This window comes from Tahibacter sp., from assembly GCF_032229445.1.
GTDB lineage: Bacteria > Pseudomonadota > Gammaproteobacteria > Xanthomonadales > Rhodanobacteraceae > Tahibacter.
This window is the reverse complement of the sequence record NZ_JAVTWC010000021.1, coordinates 74,827-96,923: the sequence shown is the minus strand read 5'-3', so window position 1 is coordinate 96,923 and position 22,097 is coordinate 74,827. Positions and strand designations below refer to the sequence as shown.

The window sequence follows — 22,097 nt, the reverse complement described above, 5'->3', positions numbered from 1 at the left end:
CGGCGCGGGCGCGGGCGGCGCTCAGGGTGTTACCGAAAAACGATAGCCGGCGCCGCGCACGGTCTGGATCAGGTTTTCCAGCTTGTAGGGTTCCAGCGTCTTGCGCAGGCGCCGGATGTGCACGTCGACCGTGCGCTCCTCGACATAGACGCTGCCGCCCCAGACCTGGTCCAGCAGTTGGCTGCGCGAATAGACGCGTTCCGCATGGGTCATGAAGAAATGCAGCAGGCGGTATTCGGTTGGACCGATCTGTACGGTCTGGTCGCCGGCGTAGACCCGGTGCGCCGCTCCATCGATGCGCAGGCCGCCGAGCTCGACCACGCCGTCGCCCTCGTCGCCGTGGGTCCGGCGCATGACCGCCTTGATACGGGCGATCAGTTCGCGCGCCGAGAAGGGCTTGACCACATAGTCGTCGACCCCCGCATCGAGTCCGTTGACGCGATCGCCTTCCTCGCCGCGCGCGGTCAGCATGATGATGGGCACTTCGCGAGTCAGGTCTTCCTTGCGCAGCCGGCGGGCGTACTCCAGACCGCTCATGCCGGGAAGCATCCAGTCGAGCAGGATCATGTCCGGGACGCGCTCGGCGATGGCGGACTGGGCAATGCGCGCGTCGGCCGCATGTACCGGGTCCATGCCAGACTTGCGCAGTGCGAAGGCGACCATGTCGCGGATGGCGGTTTCGTCTTCAACGATCAGGATTCGTTTTTGCACGGTTGCACGCGTGTTGCGCCGCGGCGCGACGCTTTCATGACAGCGGCGCTATTCCAATGCAGGATTGTTACGCCTCAATGACATGGAAGCACAAGAGTTTGAATCCTGGCAGGAAAAAGCCGGTGCCAGGCGGCCCTGGTCCGCCGGTTTGATGCCACGTCGGCGCAACTCGAGCACATACGGTGTCACTTCGGCGATGCGGGCCTCGATGCGCGCACGCTGGTAGTAGTCCAGATCGCGTCGCTCCGTCAGCGTACGCAACTGGTTCATGGCGTCCTCGAGACGGCCGTTGAGCAGCGCCACATCCGCATAGGCTTCGGCCGCGCGGATCTTGTCTCCGCCCAGTTCCGAGGCGCGAGCGAATACGCGATAGACCTCCGGATCGTCGACTTCCTCTGCCATGAGCGGGCGCAGCAGGTCCTGGGCGCGGCGACCGCTGCCGGCTTTGCCGTCTTCGATCAGGGTCTGCGCATAGGCCAGCGCGATCGCACGATTCGACGGCGAGTTCGCGATCAGGCGTTCGTAACGGTTCAATGCATCAGTGCGACGGCCGGACTGGGCCTCGGTCTGGGCCAGCGCAAGCTGGTAAGGCATCAGACTCGGCGCTTCGTCAGCCAGCGGCTGCAGCAGCTCACGTGCCTTGTCGCTCTGGCCCATGCGGTACAGCGACAGGGCGTGGCCATACGACGCTGCAGCCGCAGCCACGCTGCCCGCCTCGTGCCGGTTGTTGGCGTAGTAGGCGATCAGAGCGCTGGGCTGCTCGGCGGCGAGCACGCGCGCACGCTCGCGCATCAACGCGAAGTACAGATCCTGACCGGAGGCCCTGACGACTGTAGTGTCCAGCCGCGGCAGCGGCGACAGATCGTCATCGCGCGGCGGCGTCAGCCGATAACCCGCCGGTATGGGGGGCAGGATACTGCTGCGCGCCCGCGCGGCTTTCTGCTCCTGCGCCAACGCGTCGGCGCGCGCCTTGGCGTCGCTGATGCGGTCGGTATTGACCGGATGGGTGCGCAGCAAATCCGGAATGCCGCGATCGCCAGCGCCGGGACGCAAGGTGCGTTCCATGCGCGCGAAGAAGCTGGCCATGTAATGCGGATCGAAATCCGCGCGCGTGAGGGTCTGGATCCCGACGCGATCGGCTTCGATCTCGTCCTTGCGCGTGAAATTGATCTGGCGCTGCTGGATCAGCGAGGTTCCGGCCACCATGGCCGCCTCGGCGCCATCGCCGCTGGATCCCTGCGACGCGATCAGCGCGCCGAGCATGGCCAGGGCGATCGGCAGGGAGGCTTTCTGGGAATCTTCGAACGCACGCAGCAGATGGTCCTGGCTGATGTGCGCGATTTCATGGGCCAGTACCGCGGCGACCTCGCCTTCGTCGACGGCGGTAGTGATGAGTCCGGCATTCATGCCGATATAGCCGCCGGGCGCGGCGAACGCATTGATCGCCGAGTCGCGTACGACGAAGAAGGTATAGGCCTGCTCAGGCTTGTCGCTGTGCGCGACGAGGCGGTATCCCAATGCGTTCAGGTATTCGACGAGCAGCGGGTCGTCGAGGATCAGGTTGTAGGAGCGCAATTCATGCAGCATGCTCGCGCCGTAGGCGCGCTGCTCTTGCGGAGACATGATGGCGCCAGCGGAGCTGCCGATGTCAGGCAAACGTACGCCGGATTCGCGCGCGCCGGCCAGGCCGGTGGCGCAGAGACTCAGCAGGGCAATGAACCAGTTACGCATGGCCGGCACTGTGCAGCGATCGAGAGTGGCTGCGACACATTAACCCAGCGAAGGTTCCCGCGGCCAATCTCGCCCGCGGCGTGTTCACGTCGGGTTGCGCCCCCTTCATTTCGCTCGGGGTTCGCCGCGCCCACTCTTGCCGAATGCGTTTCCGGCCCCACAATGGCACCGGGGATGACGGCGGCGGAATCACCCGGCTCGCCGCGGCAGGAGAATCGAGTGGCCAGGATAGAAATGTATACAACAGCTATTTGCCCCTACTGCGTGGCGGCAAAGAACGTGCTCAGGTCCAAGGGGCTCGAGTACAGCGAAATCCGCATCGACATCGACGCGGCCAAGCGCGACGAAATGCTGGCCCGCAGCGGCGGTCGTCGCACGGTCCCGCAGATTTTCATCAACGGCGAACTCGTCGGCGGTCATGACGATCTGGTCGCAGCAGATCGCAGCGGACGCCTTGCGCAACTACTGGGAAGCGACGCATGAGCGAGGACCGGGTCACGCAGTTCACGGATTTCCGCAAGCGCATGAACGAGCGCATCCTGGCTGAAGACAATCAGGTCGTGCGCCGCTTCTTCGCGCTGGATACCCAGACCTACAAGAGCGGCGCGCTCGATCTCAAGACCAAGGAGATGCTTGGCCTGGTCGCCTCCATGGTTTTGCGCTGCGACGACTGCATCGCTTATCACGTCGCGCAGTGCCGCGACGCCGGCGTCCAGCGCGACGAGTTCTTCGAAGTGTTCAGCGTGGGACTGGTTGTCGGCGGCTCGATCGTGATTCCGCATCTGCGCCGTGCGGTCGATTTTCTCGATCAGCTCGAAGCGGCCCAGGCCGAAGCGCCGGCGCCGCACGACCACGCCGCCGGCTGAGCCGCATCACGGGTGCGCCAACCCCCAGGGTTTCTGAACATTCCGGTGTCTTGACCAGCTGCGCGGTTGAACGCCGCTGTGATACGTCGTTGCGATTGGTCGCGCTGATGCGGTACTTCTGCTCGCCGCGGGTGGTTTCGCGGCGAAATCCATGCGGAGATTCTCCAACCTATTTACGGGACAGGACGCTAGCGTTTGTCCGCGCGCAGCAATTGCACGGGTGTGCGGTCGGGCGTATAGCCGTCAAGTCGGTTGATGTCGATGGAGTCGAATTCGGCGATCAGCAAGCCGTTGACGTCATTGAGGCGACAGCGCTGCGGCGGCGCCGACTTCGGCGCGGCGCCGTCGCGTTCGCAGCTGAGCACCGAACCGTCGTCGGCGCTGATGCGGTAGTTGGCCACCGCGAGGAAGCTCGTCGCGCTCAGGCGAAGCTGGCGCGCGCTGCGCGGTTGTCCCGGCGTCGCGCCGAGCAGCACCCAGTCGCCTTGCCAGGCGCTGCCGTCGGTATGTTCGGCAAACGGCAGATGCGCGAGTTCGATGACCTGCTGCCGCAATACCGGCTGGTTCTTGCCCTGCTCGTACTGGCCGAGCCATGCGGTGGCGCGACCGTTGCCGTCGAAGTCCAGCGCGAGCACGGCGTTGCCAGCGGTGTTCGACTCCCCGTCCGTGGCGCCGGGAGTTGCTGCGACGAGGTCGATCTCGGCGATGCGTCCGCGCAGCTTACCGGTGCCGAAATACCAGATGGCCTCGCCACTGCCGGTACGTCCCAGAACGGCACTTGCTATCGTGTTGGCTTGGATCTCGAAGCTGAAGCCGATGCCGGCCGCCGTCGTACTCGAATCCGATTGCGGCAGCGGCCACCACAGCCCCGACGAGGGCACGGCACGAGGCATCGGCTGCGGCGCGATCAGTGCGAAGCCACGTAGTTGGGTTTCGCCCGCAGTGCTGTTCGCGGCGAAGACGCTGACCCGTAGCGGCGCTGCCGGCCAGGTCCTCCCGACATGGGGTGCCAGATCGATCTCAAGGTCGAATGGAAGGCTGGTGCGCGCGCACAGCGGTTTCTTGGAACGCAGATCGATACGCAGGTCTCGACCGTCGAGGCTTATGTCTTCGACGATGGGCAGGCAGGGCGTAGGCCAATTTCCCTGCACGCGCAGTCGAGGCGCCGCTGGCGCACCGCCGAGCGCTTCGATGCGCAGTTCGGGACTGGTGCTGTAGGGGGCCAGCAACGGCTCGAGCGCGCCCGCCGCCGTCGCTGCGCAGGCGGCGAGGAACCCGGCGACGTTCGCCAGCACGCGCGCGGTGACGGACCAAGGTCGCATACGGTGGAGGTTGTTCACTGGGGGGGCATCTCTGATAATGCTGGGTTTAGTGTTCAACAGACAAGTCGGCATCTGGAGTATCCCCCGCATGAGCAAGACTATTGCCGTGATCCGCGGCGACGGTATCGGCCCCGAGATCATGAACGCGACGTTGCGCGTGCTCGATGAACTGCAGGCCGGTTTGAGCTACGAGTTCGTCGACGCTGGCATGGCGGCGCAGGAGCGCTGCGGAGAGTTGCTGCCGCAGGCCACGATGGAGTCGATTGCCCGTCACCGGGTCGCGCTCAAGGGACCTCTGACAACGCCGATCGGCGGCGGGTTCTCATCGCTCAATGTGGAGTTGCGCAAACGCTTCGATTTGTACGCCAACGTGCGCCCGGCGATCACGATACCCGGCACGCGCGCGCGCTACGAAGGCATCGACCTGATCACCGTACGCGAGAACACTGAAGGTGCCTATGGTTCGGAAGGACAGACGCTGTCCGAAGATGGCGACACGGCGCACTCGCAGATCAAGGTCACCCGTCGCGGTTCCGAGCGCATCGTGCGCTACGCGTTCGAACTCGCGCGTCGCCAGGGCCGCAAGAAGATTACCGTAGTACACAAAGCCAACATCATGAAGACCACCTCGGGCCTGTTCCTGAAGGTGGCGCGGGAAGTGTCTGGCGAGTATCCGGAAATCCAGTGCAACGAGATGATCGTCGACAATTGCTGCATGCAGTTGGTGATGAATCCGCAGCAGTTCGATGTGATCGTCACGACCAATCTTTTCGGTGACATCATTTCCGACCTCTGCGCTGGCCTCGTCGGTGGTCTCGGCCTCGCGCCCGGCGCAAACATAGGAACGGAAGCGGCCATCTTCGAGGCCGTGCATGGTTCGGCGCCGGACATTGCCGGCAAGGGTCTGGCCAACCCGTGCGCGCTGCTGCTCGCTGCCTGCCAGATGCTGGGCCACCTGGGGCTGGAAGATCAGGCCCAGCGCATACGTCTGGCGATTCGCGATGTCGTCGGACGCAAGGATCGCGTGACGCCGGATCTTGGTGGCACCGGAAATACGGAAGGCTTTGCCGACGCGCTGATCGAGAGTCTGCGCAAGATCTGAATTTCTCGGATGCCCAGCGAAAAAACGGCGTGTCGCAAGGCACGCCGTTTTGCTGGGCAGTTCCCGCTGCTACTGCCCGGGCGGCGCGGACAGCAAAGTGAGTGGCACGTTGTCGCGGCGAAAATCGGCTACGCCCGGAATGTTGATCGCGACGCTGACGCGGTTGGCGCCGTCGGCCGGTTCCACGCGCGTCGGCTGGGTCAGCCTGAACTGGATCGTGCCGATCGCGCGCACCTGAGTGGCGCCGGCAGGTGCGGGGCAGGTGCGGCAGTAGCCGGAAGCGACCTCGTTCAAGGTCAGCACGGGGGTGTTGGCCGGATTGACGTCGGTCAGCGGTGTGATGGCCCAGCGCGAGCGGCCTTGCAGATCGGGGTAATAGATCACAGCCACGAGCTGGCTCTGCCCCGCGGCGCCCTTGATGCTCAGCAGTTCCAGGCCCCAGCCCAGATCGCTGCCATTGCCGCTGTACCAATGTCCAGAAAAATCCGGCGAGGTGTGCGTGCTTGCCAGTACTGCCGGCTCGATGCACCAGGTCGCGCCTTCGCTGCGGATAGTCCACCGCATCACCGCGAGCGCGCCGGCACCGCCGCGATCGGCGCTGCGGCAGGCGGGTGATTGCGCGGCCTGATTGAAGTCGATGAATAGCTGGCCGGAGGACGTGCGATCGAGTTCGGTGCGCCGATTCGCCGCGCTGTAGCGCAGTCGCATCAGGGAAATGCCATCAGTCTGCTTGGCGCCGATGAACTTGCCGTCGATGAGTCTGCCCAGACCCAGGTAATACTCGGGCAGATTGTCAGCTTCAAAGGTGTAGAAAACAACAAAGTAAAGATCGCCGTTGACAGTGTCACGCGAATACAGCTGGAAATCCAGGCCGTGTCCGCCGCGTGCGCGGTCGTACCAGTTGCCCGCGACCGGGATGGCGTAGCCGGGCGCTGCGGCATCGTCGTTGGACCAGCCCAGCGCGTTGAGCATCGGCAGAGCCAGGCCCAGGTCACGGTTCGACAGGCCATTGTCGTACGCGTTCATGAGATCGCCGGGTTGCACGGTATGGGACAGCGTGGAGCCCGGCAGGGTGCTGCACGGATCGGATGCTGCGTCACGGTCGCACGGCGCAAACAGCAGTGGAAAATTGTCCGGCATCGGTTCGTTGCGCGTCTGGTTCAGCGGTGAGGCGACCGCTTCCATGCCTGCCCAGCGAATGCCGTTCTGCGAAACCAGGGCTGCAGCGCGTTCCGTATCGCTCGTGTCGACACCGAGAAAGGGCTTGTAGGTGCGCGTCTGCGCATTGACTGCGACCAGTTGGCGGCTGAAGGCATCGTCGTAAGACAGTCCGTTGGAAGCGACCACGCGTGATCCCAAGGGTTCTTCCGCTTCGGGATCTACGTTGACCAGGCTCAGGAAGCCCAGGCCGTGCGTCAACTCATGCAGGGTCGTGGTGACGAAATCGATCGAGCGGGCCGGCTTGTTCACGCCGTTGAAGCCGTAATAGAACGGCGCGTCGAGCACGTTGGCAGGTGGATCGAGGTCGCTGTTGAACGTGGCTTCGATATCGGCGGCGCGGCAGCTATTGCCGAACGTACCGCATTGCGGGGTGCCGCTGCGGCGGACCATTTCGGTGACCGAATACCAGGTGTATTTGTCCGGCAGCCACGGCACGCTGAAATCGGCGCTGTCAAAGATGTAGGAGGTCGGCCCGGCGAACGCAATGCGCGCACCGTCGGTGCGGTCCCCGCCTAGCGGCTGCCAGCAAGCGCTGACGCTCAGTGGTACCGGCAGGCGCAATTGTGTTGCCAGTAACTGGCCGGCCTGCTCCAGAGCGTTGCGCCGCTGTTCCCCGCGAGTCGTGCCGCCGTTCCCGTCGATGGGGGTGACCGGCGTCGCGTCGAACCAGCCGTCGCGGGAACAGCCGTTGCCGCTCGAATACACGAATGTGATCGACGCTTGTGGCACGCTGCGGCGCAGGGTCGCGGTCAGCGTGATGTTCTGCGCGTTCGTACTCTGGTTCAGAACCGCGATGTACCAACGTCCCGCACGCAGCGGGACCGTGCTGGATTTCTGCACCAGCACGCTCTCGTCGCCGCCGCTGCTCAGGCCCCAATAGTGGGCGTAGTCGAGAAACAGGTCGCCATCCGGCGGCGCCGCTTCGTTCGAGGTCTGATCGGCGAACGGCGATCCGTACCGCAACACGAAATCGACGTCGTCGTTGGTCTGATTGTCGAGCTGGACTTGCAACTGCGCGTCGCCGGCGCTTACGTCCACATAGTACGAAGTGGAGAAATTTGAACCAGGGATGACGAGGCTGACGGGCTGGCCGCTCTGGAGGCCGATGGCGGGCGCTGCGAAGGCCAGGGGTGCCGCGGCAAGCCCGACGAGTGTGCCAAATAGACGCGCGATCATCGGTGTGGTCCCGGGCCGGCGCGGTTGTCTGAATCGCGCAGGCGTGGATTTGGCACTTCGTGGCACTTGATGTCGAGACTGCCGTCTGCGGCGACGACGGCGCGGGTCTCGCTGACCAGCGGCGCGGCGATGGTCTGCGCTTGAGGGCTGCGCATGACGGGCCCGTCATTGTCTGTGGCGGATCTTTTCGCGCCCACAAACGGATGGAAAGCTGGTGTCGGCGGGCTGGCCGACACGATGCCGGTAGCCAGGGCCAGAACCGCGGTGGCGGCCAGAGCACATGTCTTCATCGCGCTATTCCTGTCTACGTGGTGAGCGACTGACTGCATTCTTGCGCACCGGTGCGCTGTGATCGAGCACGTCGATGGTACTGCGGCCTGGCCGGTAAGCGCCCATCAGTGCCGCATGCACATAGTCGGTTGCCGCGGCACACGCGTTTACCAGATTGAGACCCAGGGCCAGGTTGGCCGTGATCGCCGCGGCCAGGGTACAACCCGTGCCATGGCCGTTGCGCTTCAGTCGTGGGTGGACGAACTCGTAGAGCTCACCGTTGCTGAAAAGCCGGTCGATGACCTGCGCGCCACGCTGATGACCGCCCTTGATCAGAACCGCGCCCGCGCCATCGGCCAGGAGATCGCGAGCGATACGCTCGAGGTCGCTGGCTCGCCGAATCAGGCGTCCGCCCAACGCGGCCGCCTCGGGCACGTTGGGCGTGACCAGCCGCGCCCGCGGCAGCAGCAGCTCCCGCAGGGCCGAAACCGCCGAGGGCTGCAGCAGCGCAGCGCCGCTCGTCGAGATCATGACGGGATCCATCACGTACGGAATCGGCAAGCCGGCCAGATGGCCGGCAACCGCCCGAATCGTACGCGCATCCGCCAGCATGCCGGTCTTCCAGGCGCCGAGTGGGAAGTCATCCAGAACAGCGGCGATCTGGGCGCGGATCTGTCGCGTCGGAACGCCATGCACGGCAGTTACTGCGCGTGTGTTCTGGGCGGTCACCGCCGTGATCACGCTGGTGCCATGGACGCGATGGGCATGGAAGGTTTTCAGATCGGCCTGAATCCCGGCGCCGCCGCCGGAGTCGGAGCCGGCCACGGTAAGTACGCAGGGACGGTTGTCTTTGGACATCTGTTGTAATCCTGCAACAAGTTAATGACGACTTCGCTGGCGAATGTATGCAAACTGGCGCCACATCTGGGCAAATTGGGTGTGTTGCGTACTTGACTCGTTGTTGCGTTATTGCCAAAATCGCCGCCGACAACACCACAAGCCATGGAACCACGCGGCAGGGTTATGTACCGGGCGAACGCAACAGCAGCGTTTAGGAAGCCGATGGGAGCGCTCAGTTTTGGCCTGACGCTCCCTTTCTATTTCCTTGTCCCGACAGCCCAGGCCCAGGCTGACGGCAGTTCCGTGATGCAGCGCTGGCAGGAGTATGCGCGCCAGAGCATCCAGCCCGATTTTTCCTGGGCAGAACCCGATTCCCCGACCGTCGCGCCGCAACTGCTCGAACTCGCGACGGCCCGCAATGTCCGCTCAACCTATGCAGCGATCGGCAGCAATTCACTGATCGGTGTTTCGGTGCGCAGCGGCGTCGTCGACGACTTGCCCAGCAGCCGCCTCGGCGACGACGGCATGGTCCCGCGCCTGATTCCCGAAGCAAGGCCTGGCCTGCATCGTTACATCGTCGCTCCGTCTTACGTGCATGGCTGGGGCAATAGCGGACGCTGGTCCGTTGCCGCGTTGTTCGCTTATCAGCGCTTCGCCAATGCGACGTTCGGCACCAGTGACGACGGTACCGACAAATTTGCGCTCGCGCCGGGTCCGACGCCGGTTGCCTATGGTCGCGGCGTGCGAGTGGACCTCAGCGAGATGCTGGGTGAACGCATTCGCTGGACTACGAGCTATCAGTCGCGCGTCAACATGGACGCGTTCAACAGTTATCGCGGCGTCTACGCCGATCCCGGCGATTTCGACATTCCGGCCAGCCTGGGTTTCAATCTGGGCGTTGGCCTGGCGCCGTGGCTAAGCTTCGAATTTAATCTCGAGCGCGTGATGTACAGCGATATTCGCGCTTTCACGAGTCCTACGCTTCCGAGACGTTTCCTGGCTGCGTTGGGCAGCGGTGCAAGTCCGGTATTCGAGTGGGACGATCTCGACGTCTACAGCGTTGCTTCGGTGTGGCACGGTGGTGATCGCGGCGATGTAGCTTTGCGCTACAGCACGCGCACCCAGCCGGCGCCGACATCGCCGCTGCTGGACCGGCTGCTTGGCGAAGTGTCCAATTACAGTTTCGACTTGAGTTATTCGCGTTGGACCGGACCGAACGGCCAGCTGCGTCTCATCACGAGTTATGCACCGGCACAGTTTCAGTTGGGCGCGCCGACGAATTATGCCTCGCGCAACGCGCTGGCCGGCAACCAGCTTGAATTTGAAGCGGTTTGGGCGACCCGCTTCTGACCCTTTCACTCCATGGGCTTTGAAAGGGAGCGCGAGTTCCCTTTTTTTTTGTGCGCCCGGGAGGGCGCACCAGCTTGGAGTTGAAAGTCCTCTACTCGCCCGGCAAGGGGTGAAGTGTAGGCGGAAGGCAAGGGCGCTACGGGTGACTGGGCGTCTGGGGAAGCAAAACGCTGGCCTGACGAACAGGAGGCGGGTAGGAAGCGATGTCTCGGGATGAGGTGAGGCAGCAAAGAACGCCAAAATCCACTACTTGCACGGACGGTGCGGTGTGTCCGACAGGCATCTACGTCGCAAGCGAAACAGCGACCAAGCGCGTGATGGCGAGCATGACAACGTTCCGTGAGGAGCGTCTGGCCCTGCGTCGAAGGGGCCAAGAACGCCAGTTCTCGCCCCGCGGATCGCAAGTTCCTCGGTACACGGCAAGCTAAGGCCCGCCAGCTTCGAACGCAGGGACTGCGCAAGGACGGACTATCGGAAGACCGCACATGCGTTCTCCCTCCACGCTCAACCAGCGTCCGTCACGGACTTCCCTTGGGCTGGAACCGTGGCTTCCCATCGGCCGGAACGCCGGCATCTCACGGGCGGAATATCCACCTGGTGGAACATCGGTGCCATTCACATGACCGCGGCCTTCCTGAAGGCCTTCTTCGATCGTTTGAAATGGGTCAGTCTTGTCGACCGGATCCGGCAACTTCAATTTCACCCATGAGTCCGTACGCGGAATCGCATGCACAGGGGGGAAGTGGGCCAGGCAGCCGGTTCGTTACCCGATCGATTCAACCGGGCGTCGATTGGCAAAAGCCCTCCCCGGCCAGGGGAGGGTAAGTTCACGGATTGTTCTCACGCGGGCTTCTCGGCGAGGGCGCTGCGCGTGCCTACAGCTTTTCCGAAGCGTAGTCGGCCAGGCGCGAGCGTTCGCCGCGACGCAGGGTGATGTGCGCGCTGTGCTGCCATTCCTTGAACCGGTCTACCGCATAGGTAAGACCCGACGTCGTCTCGGTGAGATAAGGCGTATCGATCTGCTCGACGTTGCCGAGACAGATCATTTTCGTTCCCGGCCCGGCGCGTGTGAGCAACGTCTTCATCTGCTTCGGCGTCAGGTTCTGCGCCTCGTCGATGATCACGTAGCGGCTGAGAAACGTGCGCCCACGCATGAAGTTCAATGAGCGGATCTTGATGCGCGAAGCGAGCAGGTCGTTGGTCGCGGCGCGTCCCCAGGCGCCGCCCTCGCTCGGGCTGGTGAGCACTTCGAGATTGTCCGTCAGCGCGCCCATCCAGGGCGTCATCTTTTCCTCTTCTGTGCCGGGCAGAAAGCCTATGTCCTCGCCGACCGATACCGTCGCGCGGGTCATGATGATCTCGCGATAGCGCTGCTGATCCATTACCTGGGCGAGACCGGCCGCCAACGCAAGCAGCGTCTTGCCCGTGCCGGCCGTGCCAAGCAGCGTGACGAAGTCGACGTCTGGATCCATCAGCAGGTTCAGCGCGAAATTCTGCTCGCGATTGCGCGCCGTAATGCCCCAGACGTTATGCGAGCCGGTGTAATCGTCCATGAGGCGCAAGCGTGCACGGCCGTCGCGTACCTCGATCACGCGCAGTTCGAGCATATCGTCGCCATCGGGGATATACAGGCACTGATGCGGATACCAGTCCTCGTTCTTGCGCAGCTTGACCTCGTAGAAAGTGTGGTTGCGTTCCTGCCACGACTTGAGGTCTTTCTGATGCTGCGTCCAGAAGCCTTCCGCCAGCTCGGTGTGGCCGGAGTAGAGCAGGCTGAAATCGTCGAGGGCGCGATCGTTTTCGTAGTCTTCGGCGGTGATGCCGTAGATCGACGCCTTGATGCGCAGGTTGATGTCCTTGCTGACCAGGACCACCGGCACACGCTGATAGAGCTCACGCAGCATGAGGACTGCCGCGAGGATCTGGTTGTCTGCCTTGACCTTGCCCGGCGCGCTCTCGGGCATGCGGGTCTGGAAATACAGACGCCCTACCGCTTTGCCGCGCTTGAGGTTGACGCCGTTCGGCGAGATCAGGTCCAGCCCTTCCTCGATCTTGCGATCGCCGCCGTGTTCGATCAGTTCGTTGATGAAACGACTGACCTGACGCGCGTTGCGCGATACTTCAGATGTTCCTTTTTTGGCGTTGTCCAGCTCTTCCAGGACTGTCATGGGAACGAAGACGTCGTGTTCCTCGAAGCGGAACAGCGAGGTCGGGTCGTGCATCAGCACGTTGGTGTCGAGCACGTAGATGCGCTTGCCTCGGGTCATGCTTCAGCCTCGGGCGGGGGAAGGGCGGTGATGGTGCCGGCGTGGGCCGGGACAGCGTGCTGCGCGGGCGGCCGCGGTATTCACGCGTGTGGGATGCTCTCTAGCACTTGCGCCGCATGGCCCGGCACTTTCACCGGACTCCAGCGTTGATGGATGCGCCCCGCCGGATCGATCAGGAAGGTGCTGCGCACTATTCCCAGGTAGCGGCGGCCGTAAAGAACCTTCTCATGGATCACGTCGAACGCCTTGCACCAGGTTTCGTCGATGTCGGCGACGAGCGTGAACGCCAGTTTCTGCTTGATGGCGAAGTTGGCGTGCACGCGCGCGGTGTCACGCGAAACACCGATGATTACCGCGTTGCGTTCCTCGAACTGCTTCTGCAGGTCACGGAAATTCTGCGCCTCGCTGGTGCATGCGGGTGTGTTGTCTTTAGGGTAGAAATATACGACAACCCATTTTCCACGCAGCGACGAGAGCTTGAGTGGCGTTCCGTCGGCAATGATGCCGGTCAGGTCAGGGGCTTTCGATCCGGGCTCTGGCATCGCCATCAGAACTTCATCGGGTCCATGATCGCGTCGAGATTCAGGCCGTCGCAGAATTCAAGGAAGTCGTCCCGCAGGGCGGCGATGTGAGTCGTGCCGGGAATGCCAATGGTCACTTGTGCCGAGAACATGTCGGCTCCGGTCTGCATGGCGCGGTATCGCGACGAATGCAGTTGTTCGATGGTGATGCCGCGGCGGCCGAAAAATTCCGCCAGCTGATGCAGTATCCCCGGCCTGTCTCCGGCGATGACCTCGACGACATAGGGTAGCAGGGTGTTCTGGATCGGCTTGGGACCGGTGCGGAAAAACATGATGCGCAGATTTTCGCCGCGTTCGAGCTTGTTGAGCGCATTCTCCAGCTTCGCAATCGCGTCCCACGGCCCAACCGCCAGGGCCAGCACGGACACGTCGGAGCCCAGCGTGGCAACGCGCGCGTCGACGAGGTTACAGCCACATTCGGAGATGCGTCGCGTGACTGCCACCAGAGGCGACTCCGGTTGCGGGGCGAACGCATTGATGAGTAGGTAGTTCTCGTTCGCCGGAGGGCGTGGCGCGGTTTCGGTCAAGGCGGATTTACCTGCTTGCTTCACTGTCCGTGCGTCGCCTGAAGGTGGTGCCGACCCGCGCCGGCAGTGCTCGCAGAATACTTGCCACACCTGGGGGCCGCAAGTAACATCCGCCGCTCTTTGTCCCGAGCCCGGAACCCGCGCTTTGAACCTCTCCGGAAGCATTTGTGCGCTGGCGACTCCGTTCGATGCGGACGGCAAGCTGGACCTCGATGCCTTCACGCAACTGATCGAGCGCCAGATCGCGGGTGGCACGCAAGCTGTGGTCATCGCCGGATCCACCGGTGAAGCACATGCGCTGGCGACCGAAGAGCTCGACACGCTGGTGGTGCATGGGGTTCGTCAGATCGACGGCCGCATACCGGTGTTGGTGGGCACAGGCGGGGCAAATACCGCCAAGACGCTCGCCGCGACGCAACACGTGCGGCAGCTCGGTGCCGACGCGGCACTCGTGGTGACTCCGTATTACGTCCGCCCGACGCAGGACGGGCTTCTGCGTCATTTCCGCGAGGTTGCCGATGGTGCAGGTCTGCCCATCGTTCTGTACAACGTTCCCAGCCGCACCGGTTGCGATCTGCTGCCGGAGACGGTCGCGCGGCTAGCCGCCCATCCGCGGATCGTCGCGATCAAGGAAGCGGTTGCAGACACCCGGCGCATCGACGATTTGCTGGCTTTGCGCACCGACGCGTTCCGCATTCTGTCAGGCGACGACGGCTCCGCGATGCGCAGCTTGCTCGCGGGCGCTGACGGCGTGATCTCGGTCGCCAACAATCTGGCGCCGGCGCTGTTCCGCACGCTTTGTGACGCAGCTCGTGCCGGCCGGCGTGATGAGGCGGCAGCGCTGGATGACCGTCTTCAGCCTCTGTTCGACGCGCTTGGGTTGGAATCCAACCCGATTCCGCTGAAATGGGGACTTTCGCTGCAGGGCTTGGGTAGTGCGCGACCGCGCCTGCCGTTGACCGAGCTGTCCCTTCCCCACCGCGAGCGCTTGCGCGATCTGGTTCTGAACCTGCAAGATGCGGCGGCTTGACGCCGCCCGTTCGCTCCACGTCCAAAGACTGATCAAGGTTTGCCTGTGAATTCGAAGTCCGCGATGCGTATAGCGCTGTTCATGGCGCTGGTTCCCCTGGTGCTGGGTGGTTGCAGCCTTTTCAAGTCCCGTTCCGAGTGGGACAAGGCCGCCGAGGCGCGGCCCCTGGAAGTTCCTCCGGATCTGGAAGCCCCGCCGACTCGCGGCGAGCTGATCGTGCCTCAGGCGGGCAGCTCGCGTGCGGCCACCGCGCGCGCCGGCGTCGTCACCGGTATCGACGGTCTCAATGTGGCCGACACGGTCGACAATACCTGGCAGCGAGTCGGCATGGCGCTGGAACGCGCGACCGATCTCGGCAGCATCAGTGCGCGCGACCCGGGCGCTCACACGTATTCACTGTCCGTCACCAGTCAGCGCACGCGTGACGAGGGTGGCTTTCTCAAGCGGCTGTTTACGCGCAAGAAGGTTGAGACGGTAACGGAAACCGTGAATATCGGTATCAGCACCGACGGCAGCGGCAGCCGCGTGAGTGTCAGCGGGGCAAAGTCGTCGGTACAGCGTGTGGTGGCGTTGCTACGCGACCGGTTGGGCTGAGCCCTCGGACTCAGCGTTGCAGCAGTTCCAATTTGCCTGGCTTGCCGTCCCATTCCTTGGCGTCGGCAGGCGGGTCTTTGCGTTCGGTCAGCACCGGCCAGCTCTTGGCCAGTTCCGCATTCAACGCGATGAAATGTTCCTGGCCTGCCGGGACGTCGTCTTCGGGGTAGATCGCGTTGGCCGGGCACTCGGGTTCGCACAGGGTGCAGTCGATGCACTCGTCGGGGTCGATCACGAGGAAGTTCGGTCCGGCATGGAAGCAGTCCACCGGGCATACTTCGACGCAGTCGGTGTACTTGCACTTGATACAGTTTTCGGTGACAACGAAAGGCATGTGGCTACCGGCTACCTAGCCTGTTGACGATGGAAAGGGGAGTAAAGTGGCGCTCCCTAGGGGGTTCGAACCCCTGTTCTCGCCGTGAGAGGGCGATGTCCTAGGCCACTAGACGAAGGGAGCGCGTCGAGGATCAAGCGTGCGAAGTATAACGGAATTCATACGACGGGCAATTCCTCGCGGACTGCGCCGTAACAACGAAAAAGCCGCGCAAGCGGCCGCGCCCGCGCGGCCCCAGGTGCGCGTGATTGCGCGCGACCAGCACGGCATTTCCCGGCGCAACATCAGCAACGGTGCGCTGCGTGTGCTGTATCGCCTGAACGAGGCCGGCTACGAGGCGTTCCTGGTCGGCGGTGCCGTGCGCGATCTCCTGCTGGGCGGGCACCCTAAAGATTTTGACATTGCTACAAATGCAACTCCCGAGCAGGTGCGCGGCCTGTTCCGGAACTGCCGCCTGATCGGACGCCGCTTCCGCCTCGCCCATGTGGTGTTCGGCCAGGAGATCGTCGAGGTCGCGACGTTCCGCGGTATCGGTGAGGAGGGCAATCTGGACCGCCATGTCGTGGACGGACGCATCGTTCGCGACAATGTCTACGGTTCGATTGAAGAAGACGCCATCCGGCGCGACTTTCGCGTCAATGCGCTGTACTACAACATCGCCGATTTCAGCGTGCGCGACTACGTCGGCGGCATGGCCGATCTCGAGAAGAAAGAGCTGCACCTGATCGGCGATCCGGAGCTGCGCTATCGCGAAGACCCGGTGCGCATGCTGCGCGCGGTGCGTCTGGCGGCCAAGCTCGGTTTTCGCATCGACGAGAGCGCCGAGCGGCCGTTCGCACGTGAGGGTCAGTTGCTCTGCGACGCGGCGCCCGCGCGCCTGTTCGACGAATCGCTGAAGCTGTTTCTTTCCGGACACGGCCTGGCGAGTTTCCGCGAGCTCGATCGTAGCGGTCTGCTGCAATTCGTATTCCCGTCGACGGCCGCCGCGCTCGCGCGTCAGCGCGGCGACGAGTTCCGCCGTCTCGTCGAGCATGGACTGAGCAACACCGATCAGCGCGTGCAGGCGGGCAAGTCGGTCACGCCGGCCTTCCTGTTTGCTGTCCTGCTCTGGGGCGGCGTGCGCGAGCGTGCCGAGCGCGCGATCGCCGCCGGCAGCGATGCGGCGCAGGCCTGGGACAATGCAGCGGAAGCGGTTATCAGGGAACAGACAGGGCGCGTTGCGATTCCGCGCCGCTTCTCGCTGGTCATGGAAGAAATCTGGGCGTTGCAGCCGCGCTTCGAGCAGCGCGTGAAAAAACGCGTGCTGCGCCTGCTGAGTCATCCGCGCTTTCGCGCCGCGTTCGATTTCCTCGTGGTGCGCGGCGAAGTCGACCCGCAGCTGGCGGAACTTGCGCAGTGGTGGGAGCAGGCGCAGGAGAGCGATTCCAGCGAACTCGGAGAATTGCTGCCGCAGTCGACGGCTGCGCCGGTTGTGGCGGCATCGGATGAGTCCGCCGCACTGCACGCGGCGCCTCGAAAGCGGCGACGCCGCCGTAGACGCAAGGCGTCTGGCGGTAGCTCTGGCGACGTGACTCCGGCTGATTCGTGACGCGCGCGTTTGTCGGACTGGGCAGCAACCTCGGCGATTCGCGCCTCATCGTGGCCACGGCGACGGCGCGCATCGGCGTGTTGCCGGGCACTCGCCTGAGGTGCAGCTCTTCTCAGTACCTCACGCCTCCCTGGGGCGTACTCGAACAGTCGGCATTTATAAATTCTGTTGTAGAAATTGATACGTCGCTGTCGCCGAGCCTTCTGCTTGAGGAGCTGCTTTCGCTGGAACGTCAGGCCGGTCGCGTCCGCGGCGGCGAACGCTGGGGGCCGCGCGCACTCGATCTCGATATCTTGCTCTATGGCCAGGAACTAGTCTCCGACGTCGGTTTGCGCATTCCGCATCCGCATATTGCGCAGCGCGCTTTCGTTTTGCTGCCGCTTGCGGAGATCGCGGCACAGCAGGTGGTGCCGGGGCAGGGACGTGTCGTGGATCTGCTCGCGCGCATCGATGCCGGCGATTGTCGGCGCCTGGAACCGCTGGCGGCGTAGTACTGCTGCCCCGCGATCTGCGCGAATGCGCCGTCCAGCTGCATGCCCGGATGCCGCCGCATCTTTCGATGCCGGGCAGATGGGTTGATAATCGACCTTTCCCGTGCAGGAGTTCTGCGTGTACGCCAATCCCGCGACCGCGCCATCACGCACCGCCGTCACTGTTCCTCAGCTGCATGCGCGCAAACGGACCGGCGAGAAGATCGTCATGGTCACTGCCTACGATGCGAGCTTCGCAGCGGCGGTCGATGCGGCCGGCATCGATGTCGTGCTCGTTGGAGATTCGCTCGGCATGGTCATCCAGGGCGAGTCGAGCACGCTACCGGTCAGCCTCGATCACATGGCGTACCACAGTGCGGCGGTTGCCCGCGGTCTGCGCAACGCGCTGCTGATCGCTGACCTGCCGTTCATGAGCTATGCAACGCGCGAACAGGCTTATGCGAGCGCGGCGCGCCTCATCGGTGAAGGGCGCGCCGCGATGGTCAAGCTCGAAGGCGCAGGCTGGGCCGGCGACGTCATCCATGCCCTGAGTGAACGCGATATTCCGGTCTGCGCGCATCTGGGCCTGACTCCGCAGTCGGTGCACAAGCTCGGCGGCTATCGCGTGCAGGGTCGTGATGAAGACCGCGCCGAGCGTCTGTTGTCCGACGCGCGCGAGGTAGCCGCCGCCGGTGCCGATCTGCTGGTGCTGGAATGCGTGCCGTCGTCGCTTGCGCAACGCATCACCGCCGAGGTGTCAATTCCCACGATAGGTATCGGTGCTGGCCCGCACTGCGACGGTCAGGTGCTCGTGATGTACGACCTGCTCGGACTCACGCCGGGCAAGCGGCCCCGCTTCAGCAAGAACTTCCTCGCGGGCAACGATTCGGTCCAGGCTGCGCTGCAGGCCTACGCAGACGCCGTGCGCAGCGGCGCATTCCCCGCGCCCGAACATAGCTACTGACATGAAACTAGTGCATTCCCCAGCGGAGTTACGGGAGCTCGTTGCCGAATGGCGACGCGACCGGCTGAAGGTCAGCATGGTGCCGACGATGGGCAATCTTCACGCTGGCCATTACTCCTTGGTGCGTGGCGCACGCGAACGCGGCGACCGCGTGGTTGCGAGTGTATTCGTCAATCCGACCCAATTTGGCCCGAACGAAGACTTCGCGCGGTATCCACGCACACTGGAAGCCGATGCGCAGGGGCTGGCGGCACAGGATTGCGACGTGCTGTTTGCCCCGGCGGTAGAAACCGTTTATCCGTTCGGCACCGAAGCGGCGACGCGGGTCGAGGTCGTAGGCGTCACCGAAACCCTGGAAGGCGTATTCCGGCCAGGGCACTTTGCCGGCGTCGCGACCGTTGTGCTGCGGCTTCTGAATCTGGTGCAGCCCGACGTTGCCCTGTTCGGACGCAAGGACTATCAGCAATTACTGACGATACGTCGTCTGGTGACCGACCTGTGCCTGCCGATCGAGATCGTCGCAGCGCCCACGATGCGCGAAGCCAACGGTCTGGCCATGAGTTCGCGTAACCAATATCTGAGCGCGGACGAGCGCGACAGAGCTGCGCAGATTTATCGGACGCTGCAGCACATGCGCGATGGCGTACTGCGTGGCGACGCACTGGAGGCCATTGAAGCGGCCGCCGTGTTCGAACTGGACGCGGCCGGATTTCGCACCGACTACGCCGCGGTCCGTCAGGCTACGGATCTGTCCTCGGCGTTGCCGGGGCAATGCAAAGGCCTGGTGGCCTTGATTGCCACGCGGCTGGGATCGACGCGACTGATCGATAATCTGGCCATAGACGGCTGAGTTCGCTGGTCTGTGTTGGCAATCACAGACTAGTAGCTTTTCTGTCTGATCGTGTGGTAACGTCGCCACAGCCACTGGGGTTTTCGCAACGTCTCGTTGTTCCAGTGGCCGCAGGGCGCATTGTTCAGGTAATCGTCACTCCGATTCCCCTCGCCGGTTTCCGACGAGGGTTTTTTTTGCCCGGAATCGTGTGGCGCTGTCGCAGCAGCTGACCGGCCCGGACTGAAGTTCGTCGATATATCAGCCATTTGAGGCGGCTGTCCTGCCTCTGCTGCTGACCGAGCTGCGGGAGGACGGGTTGGTCGGCCGAGCGCGCGCGGCAAGGAACGCAACAACGTTGGGCCTTCTCTGCTGCGGAAGCGGCTCGCGTGTCGGGCGACGCCAGCGCGTGATTTCGTCGCTCGTTGTTTTCGTGCAACACCGCAGGTGGTTTCCGCGGTCAGCCAGCGCAAGCGTCCGGGCGTTCGTTATGTGGTCGGTGCATCGCCTTGCGGCAGTGCGGCATGCTGTCCGGACAAGCTCTCCCGCGCAGGCGTATTTCGCACCGGTCCCTGTCGACCGGCTCGCGCTGGCCTGATTAAGATCGAGTCAGCCGATGCCGATGCGCATCGAATTGCCCAAGGACCGCCATGCAGGCTGGACAGCTCGACACACTCGCGCGGGAAGCCGCGCGCCTGATCCCGCTTCACCTTCGGAAGCTGCTCGCGACACCGCAGCGCTTCGAACGGTTTTCGCGCCGAGCCGGACCGCTGCTGCTGGACTTTTCGCGGCAGAAGCTCGACGAAGACGCGTTGCAGTCGCTGGGCGCCGTGCTGCAGCAGTCCGGCTGGCAGCAGCGCCGCGATGCGATGTTCCGCGGCGATGTGCTCAATGCTTCCGAGCAACGTCCCGTTCTCCATACCGCGTTGCGCGCGGCTGAATCGCGTCTCGCCTCGCCGGCACCTGCTGAGATCAACGCCGAGATCGCCACGACGCTTCGCCGCATGGGCGATCTCGTCGACGCGCTGGAACGCGGCGATGCCGGCGCGTTCGGCATTCCCGCCGGCATCACCGATGTCGTCAATCTCGGCATCGGCGGCTCGGACCTTGGCCCACGCCTCGCTGTCGAAGCATTGAGCAACTGCCACAGCGGCCGTTTCCGTTGCCACTTCCTGCCGAATGTCGATGGCCACGAAATCGCTGCGCTGATGCGGCGGCTCGATCCGCGCCACACGCTGGTGCTGCTGGTTTCCAAGAGCTTCACGACGCAGGAGACGCTGCTCAACGGTGCCGTGCTGCGGCACTGGATCGCGCAGGCCTATGCGGGTGACGAAGCACGCGCTGCCGCGCATTTCGTCGCGGTCAGCGCGAATGTCGAGGCAGCCGCGGCGCTCGGCATTCCGCCAGAGCGCGTGCTGCCGATGTGGGATTTCGTCGGTGGCCGCTATTCGGTCTGGTCGGCTGTCGGGCTGGTTCTCGCCCTCGCGATCGGCATGCCGAATTTCCGTGCGTTCCTGCGCGGAGCGGCGCTCATGGATGATCATTTCCGTACCGCCGACTGGCGCGACAATCTGCCGGTACTGCTCGCGCTGATCGGTGTATGGAATCGCAATGGCCTTGGCTATCCGGCGCACGGCGTGATCCCGTATCTCGATGGGCTCGCCGAACTGCCTGCTTTTCTGCAACAGCTGGAGATGGAGAGCCTCGGCAAACGCGTCAACGCCGATGGTGGCGATCTGCATCAGGCGACCGTGCCCGTGGTCTGGGGCAGCGTCGGCACGAATGCGCAGCACGCGTTTTTCCAGGCACTGCATCAGGGCAGCGACATCGTGCCGCTGGATCTCATCGGCGTGGTGCGGCCCGCGCACGCGCTCAAGGACAATCACGACGCGCTGCTCGCGAACCTGCTTGCGCAGGGGGCGGCGTTCGCGCTCGGCAAGACTCCCGACGAGGCCCTGGCCGAAGCCACGCGCGGCAGCGACGCGGAACGTCGGGCGCTCGCCGCGCAGCGAACCTTTCCCGGAGACCGACCAAGCTCGACCCTGCTGCTGGATGCGCTGACGCCCGAAAGCCTGGGCGCGCTGATCGCGCTGTACGAACACAAGGTGCTGGTGCAGGCCTTGCTGTGGGATATCAACGCCTTCGATCAATGGGGCGTGGAACTCGGCAAGACCCTCGCAAAATCCATTCTTCCCGCGCTGACGACGGGGCAGGTGCCGGACGCTTTCGATGCGTCGACGCGAGGCCTGATCGCGGCGATTCGCGCGCTGGAATAGCCAGCTCCTGGCTGGCGCCGGTCCGCGGCGGCAACGAGCGATCGTCGG

General features: G+C 63.9%; 21 protein-coding genes and 1 tRNA gene. 11 read left to right on the top strand and 11 right to left on the bottom strand.

The window, feature by feature from the left end:
• Positions 1-21: 21 nt before the first annotated feature.
• Together phoB and RUU78_RS05260 are read right to left on the bottom strand one after the other, a co-directional pair.
• On the bottom strand, positions 22-711 hold the full coding sequence (phoB, locus tag RUU78_RS05265) for a phosphate regulon transcriptional regulator PhoB (protein WP_313914379.1): 690 nt from the start codon (positions 709-711) through the stop codon (positions 22-24).
• A 48-nt stretch (positions 712-759) separates the two neighbouring features.
• Entirely contained in the window at positions 760-2,442 is a 1,683-nt protein-coding gene (locus tag RUU78_RS05260; protein ID WP_313914376.1) for a M48 family metalloprotease, read from the bottom strand.
• Between the two features lie 219 nt (positions 2,443-2,661).
• Between RUU78_RS05260 and grxC the strand changes: the two genes are divergently transcribed.
• Positions 2,662-2,925, top strand: a complete 264-nt coding sequence (gene grxC, locus RUU78_RS05255; protein ID WP_313914406.1) for a glutaredoxin 3 — start codon at positions 2,662-2,664, stop codon at positions 2,923-2,925.
• On the top strand, positions 2,922-3,308 hold the full coding sequence (locus tag RUU78_RS05250; RefSeq protein ID WP_313914374.1) for a carboxymuconolactone decarboxylase family protein: 387 nt from the start codon (positions 2,922-2,924) through the stop codon (positions 3,306-3,308). Before grxC ends, RUU78_RS05250 begins: the two co-directional genes overlap by 4 nt.
• Before the next feature lie 188 nt (positions 3,309-3,496).
• Here the strand turns inward: RUU78_RS05250 and RUU78_RS05245 are convergent, their stop codons facing one another.
• The gene (locus tag RUU78_RS05245; RefSeq protein ID WP_313914372.1) at positions 3,497-4,630 is read right to left on the bottom strand and encodes a hypothetical protein; all 1,134 of its coding nucleotides are present in this window, start codon (positions 4,628-4,630) and stop codon (positions 3,497-3,499) included.
• Positions 4,631-4,718: 88 nt separating this feature from the next.
• On the opposite strand from RUU78_RS05245, the gene RUU78_RS05240 reads away from it, so the two are divergent.
• Positions 4,719-5,732: an isocitrate dehydrogenase gene (locus tag RUU78_RS05240; RefSeq protein ID WP_313914370.1), complete on the top strand. Its 1,014-nt coding sequence runs from the start codon at positions 4,719-4,721 to the stop codon at positions 5,730-5,732.
• A gap of 69 nt (positions 5,733-5,801) precedes the next feature.
• On the opposite strand, the gene RUU78_RS05235 is transcribed toward RUU78_RS05240, so the two are convergent.
• The 3 genes from RUU78_RS05235 to thiD all read right to left on the bottom strand — a co-directional run bounded on the left by RUU78_RS05235 (position 5,802) and on the right by thiD (position 9,257).
• Entirely contained in the window at positions 5,802-8,129 is a 2,328-nt protein-coding gene (locus RUU78_RS05235) for a hypothetical protein (protein ID WP_313914368.1), read from the bottom strand.
• Positions 8,126-8,284, bottom strand: a complete 159-nt coding sequence (locus RUU78_RS05230) for a hypothetical protein (protein ID WP_313914366.1) — start codon at positions 8,282-8,284, stop codon at positions 8,126-8,128. The genes RUU78_RS05235 and RUU78_RS05230 overlap by 4 nt, the downstream gene beginning before the upstream one ends.
• Before the next feature lie 139 nt (positions 8,285-8,423).
• Positions 8,424-9,257, bottom strand: coding sequence for a bifunctional hydroxymethylpyrimidine kinase/phosphomethylpyrimidine kinase (thiD, locus tag RUU78_RS05225; protein WP_313914364.1), 834 nt, complete (start codon positions 9,255-9,257; stop codon positions 8,424-8,426).
• Positions 9,258-9,461: 204 nt separating this feature from the next.
• Here thiD and RUU78_RS05220 point away from each other — a divergent pair, with 204 nt between their 5' ends.
• On the top strand, positions 9,462-10,589 hold the full coding sequence (locus RUU78_RS05220; RefSeq protein ID WP_313914362.1) for a hypothetical protein: 1,128 nt from the start codon (positions 9,462-9,464) through the stop codon (positions 10,587-10,589).
• Positions 10,590-11,464: 875 nt separating this feature from the next.
• Here the strand turns inward: RUU78_RS05220 and RUU78_RS05215 are convergent.
• The 3 genes from RUU78_RS05215 to RUU78_RS05205 form a co-directional block, all read right to left on the bottom strand.
• Entirely contained in the window at positions 11,465-12,856 is a 1,392-nt protein-coding gene (locus tag RUU78_RS05215) for a PhoH family protein (protein ID WP_313914360.1), read from the bottom strand.
• A gap of 80 nt (positions 12,857-12,936) precedes the next feature.
• Positions 12,937-13,398 carry a peroxiredoxin gene (locus RUU78_RS05210; RefSeq protein WP_313914404.1) on the bottom strand — a complete coding sequence of 154 codons (462 nt, stop codon included), beginning with the start codon at positions 13,396-13,398 and terminating at the stop codon, positions 12,937-12,939.
• A gap of 5 nt (positions 13,399-13,403) precedes the next feature.
• Entirely contained in the window at positions 13,404-13,988 is a 585-nt protein-coding gene (locus RUU78_RS05205) for a glycine cleavage system protein R (RefSeq protein ID WP_313914402.1), read from the bottom strand.
• Positions 13,989-14,109: 121 nt separating this feature from the next.
• Between RUU78_RS05205 and dapA the strand changes: the two genes are divergently transcribed.
• Positions 14,110-14,994 (top strand): 4-hydroxy-tetrahydrodipicolinate synthase, encoded by an 885-nt coding sequence (dapA, locus tag RUU78_RS05200; protein WP_313914358.1) that lies wholly within the window; start codon positions 14,110-14,112, stop codon positions 14,992-14,994.
• Between the two features lie 63 nt (positions 14,995-15,057).
• Positions 15,058-15,588 (top strand): hypothetical protein, encoded by a 531-nt coding sequence (locus RUU78_RS05195; RefSeq protein ID WP_313914357.1) that lies wholly within the window; start codon positions 15,058-15,060, stop codon positions 15,586-15,588.
• A gap of 10 nt (positions 15,589-15,598) precedes the next feature.
• Here the strand turns inward: RUU78_RS05195 and fdxA are convergent, their stop codons facing one another.
• Together fdxA and RUU78_RS05185 are read right to left on the bottom strand one after the other, a co-directional pair.
• Positions 15,599-15,922 carry a ferredoxin FdxA gene (gene fdxA, locus RUU78_RS05190; RefSeq protein WP_313914355.1) on the bottom strand — a complete coding sequence of 108 codons (324 nt, stop codon included), beginning with the start codon at positions 15,920-15,922 and terminating at the stop codon, positions 15,599-15,601.
• Positions 15,923-15,969: 47 nt separating this feature from the next.
• Positions 15,970-16,045: transfer RNA gene (locus RUU78_RS05185), tRNA-Glu, on the bottom strand.
• 61 nt (positions 16,046-16,106) lie between these two features.
• Here RUU78_RS05185 and pcnB point away from each other — a divergent pair.
• From pcnB to pgi, 5 genes are all read left to right on the top strand, one after another.
• Positions 16,107-17,510 carry a polynucleotide adenylyltransferase PcnB gene (pcnB, locus tag RUU78_RS05180; RefSeq protein WP_313914400.1) on the top strand — a complete coding sequence of 468 codons (1,404 nt, stop codon included), beginning with the start codon at positions 16,107-16,109 and terminating at the stop codon, positions 17,508-17,510.
• Positions 17,507-18,001: a 2-amino-4-hydroxy-6-hydroxymethyldihydropteridine diphosphokinase gene (folK, locus tag RUU78_RS05175; protein WP_313914354.1), complete on the top strand. Its 495-nt coding sequence runs from the start codon at positions 17,507-17,509 to the stop codon at positions 17,999-18,001. Before pcnB ends, folK begins: the two co-directional genes overlap by 4 nt.
• Before the next feature lie 118 nt (positions 18,002-18,119).
• Complete coding sequence (gene panB, locus RUU78_RS05170) at positions 18,120-18,944, top strand: 3-methyl-2-oxobutanoate hydroxymethyltransferase (protein ID WP_313914352.1); 825 nt, start codon at positions 18,120-18,122, stop codon at positions 18,942-18,944.
• 1 nt (position 18,945) lies between these two features.
• Entirely contained in the window at positions 18,946-19,794 is an 849-nt protein-coding gene (panC, locus tag RUU78_RS05165; RefSeq protein ID WP_313914350.1) for a pantoate--beta-alanine ligase, read from the top strand.
• A gap of 629 nt (positions 19,795-20,423) precedes the next feature.
• Positions 20,424-22,049, top strand: a complete 1,626-nt coding sequence (gene pgi, locus RUU78_RS05160) for a glucose-6-phosphate isomerase (RefSeq protein WP_313914347.1) — start codon at positions 20,424-20,426, stop codon at positions 22,047-22,049.
• The last annotated feature ends 48 nt before the right edge of the window (positions 22,050-22,097 follow it).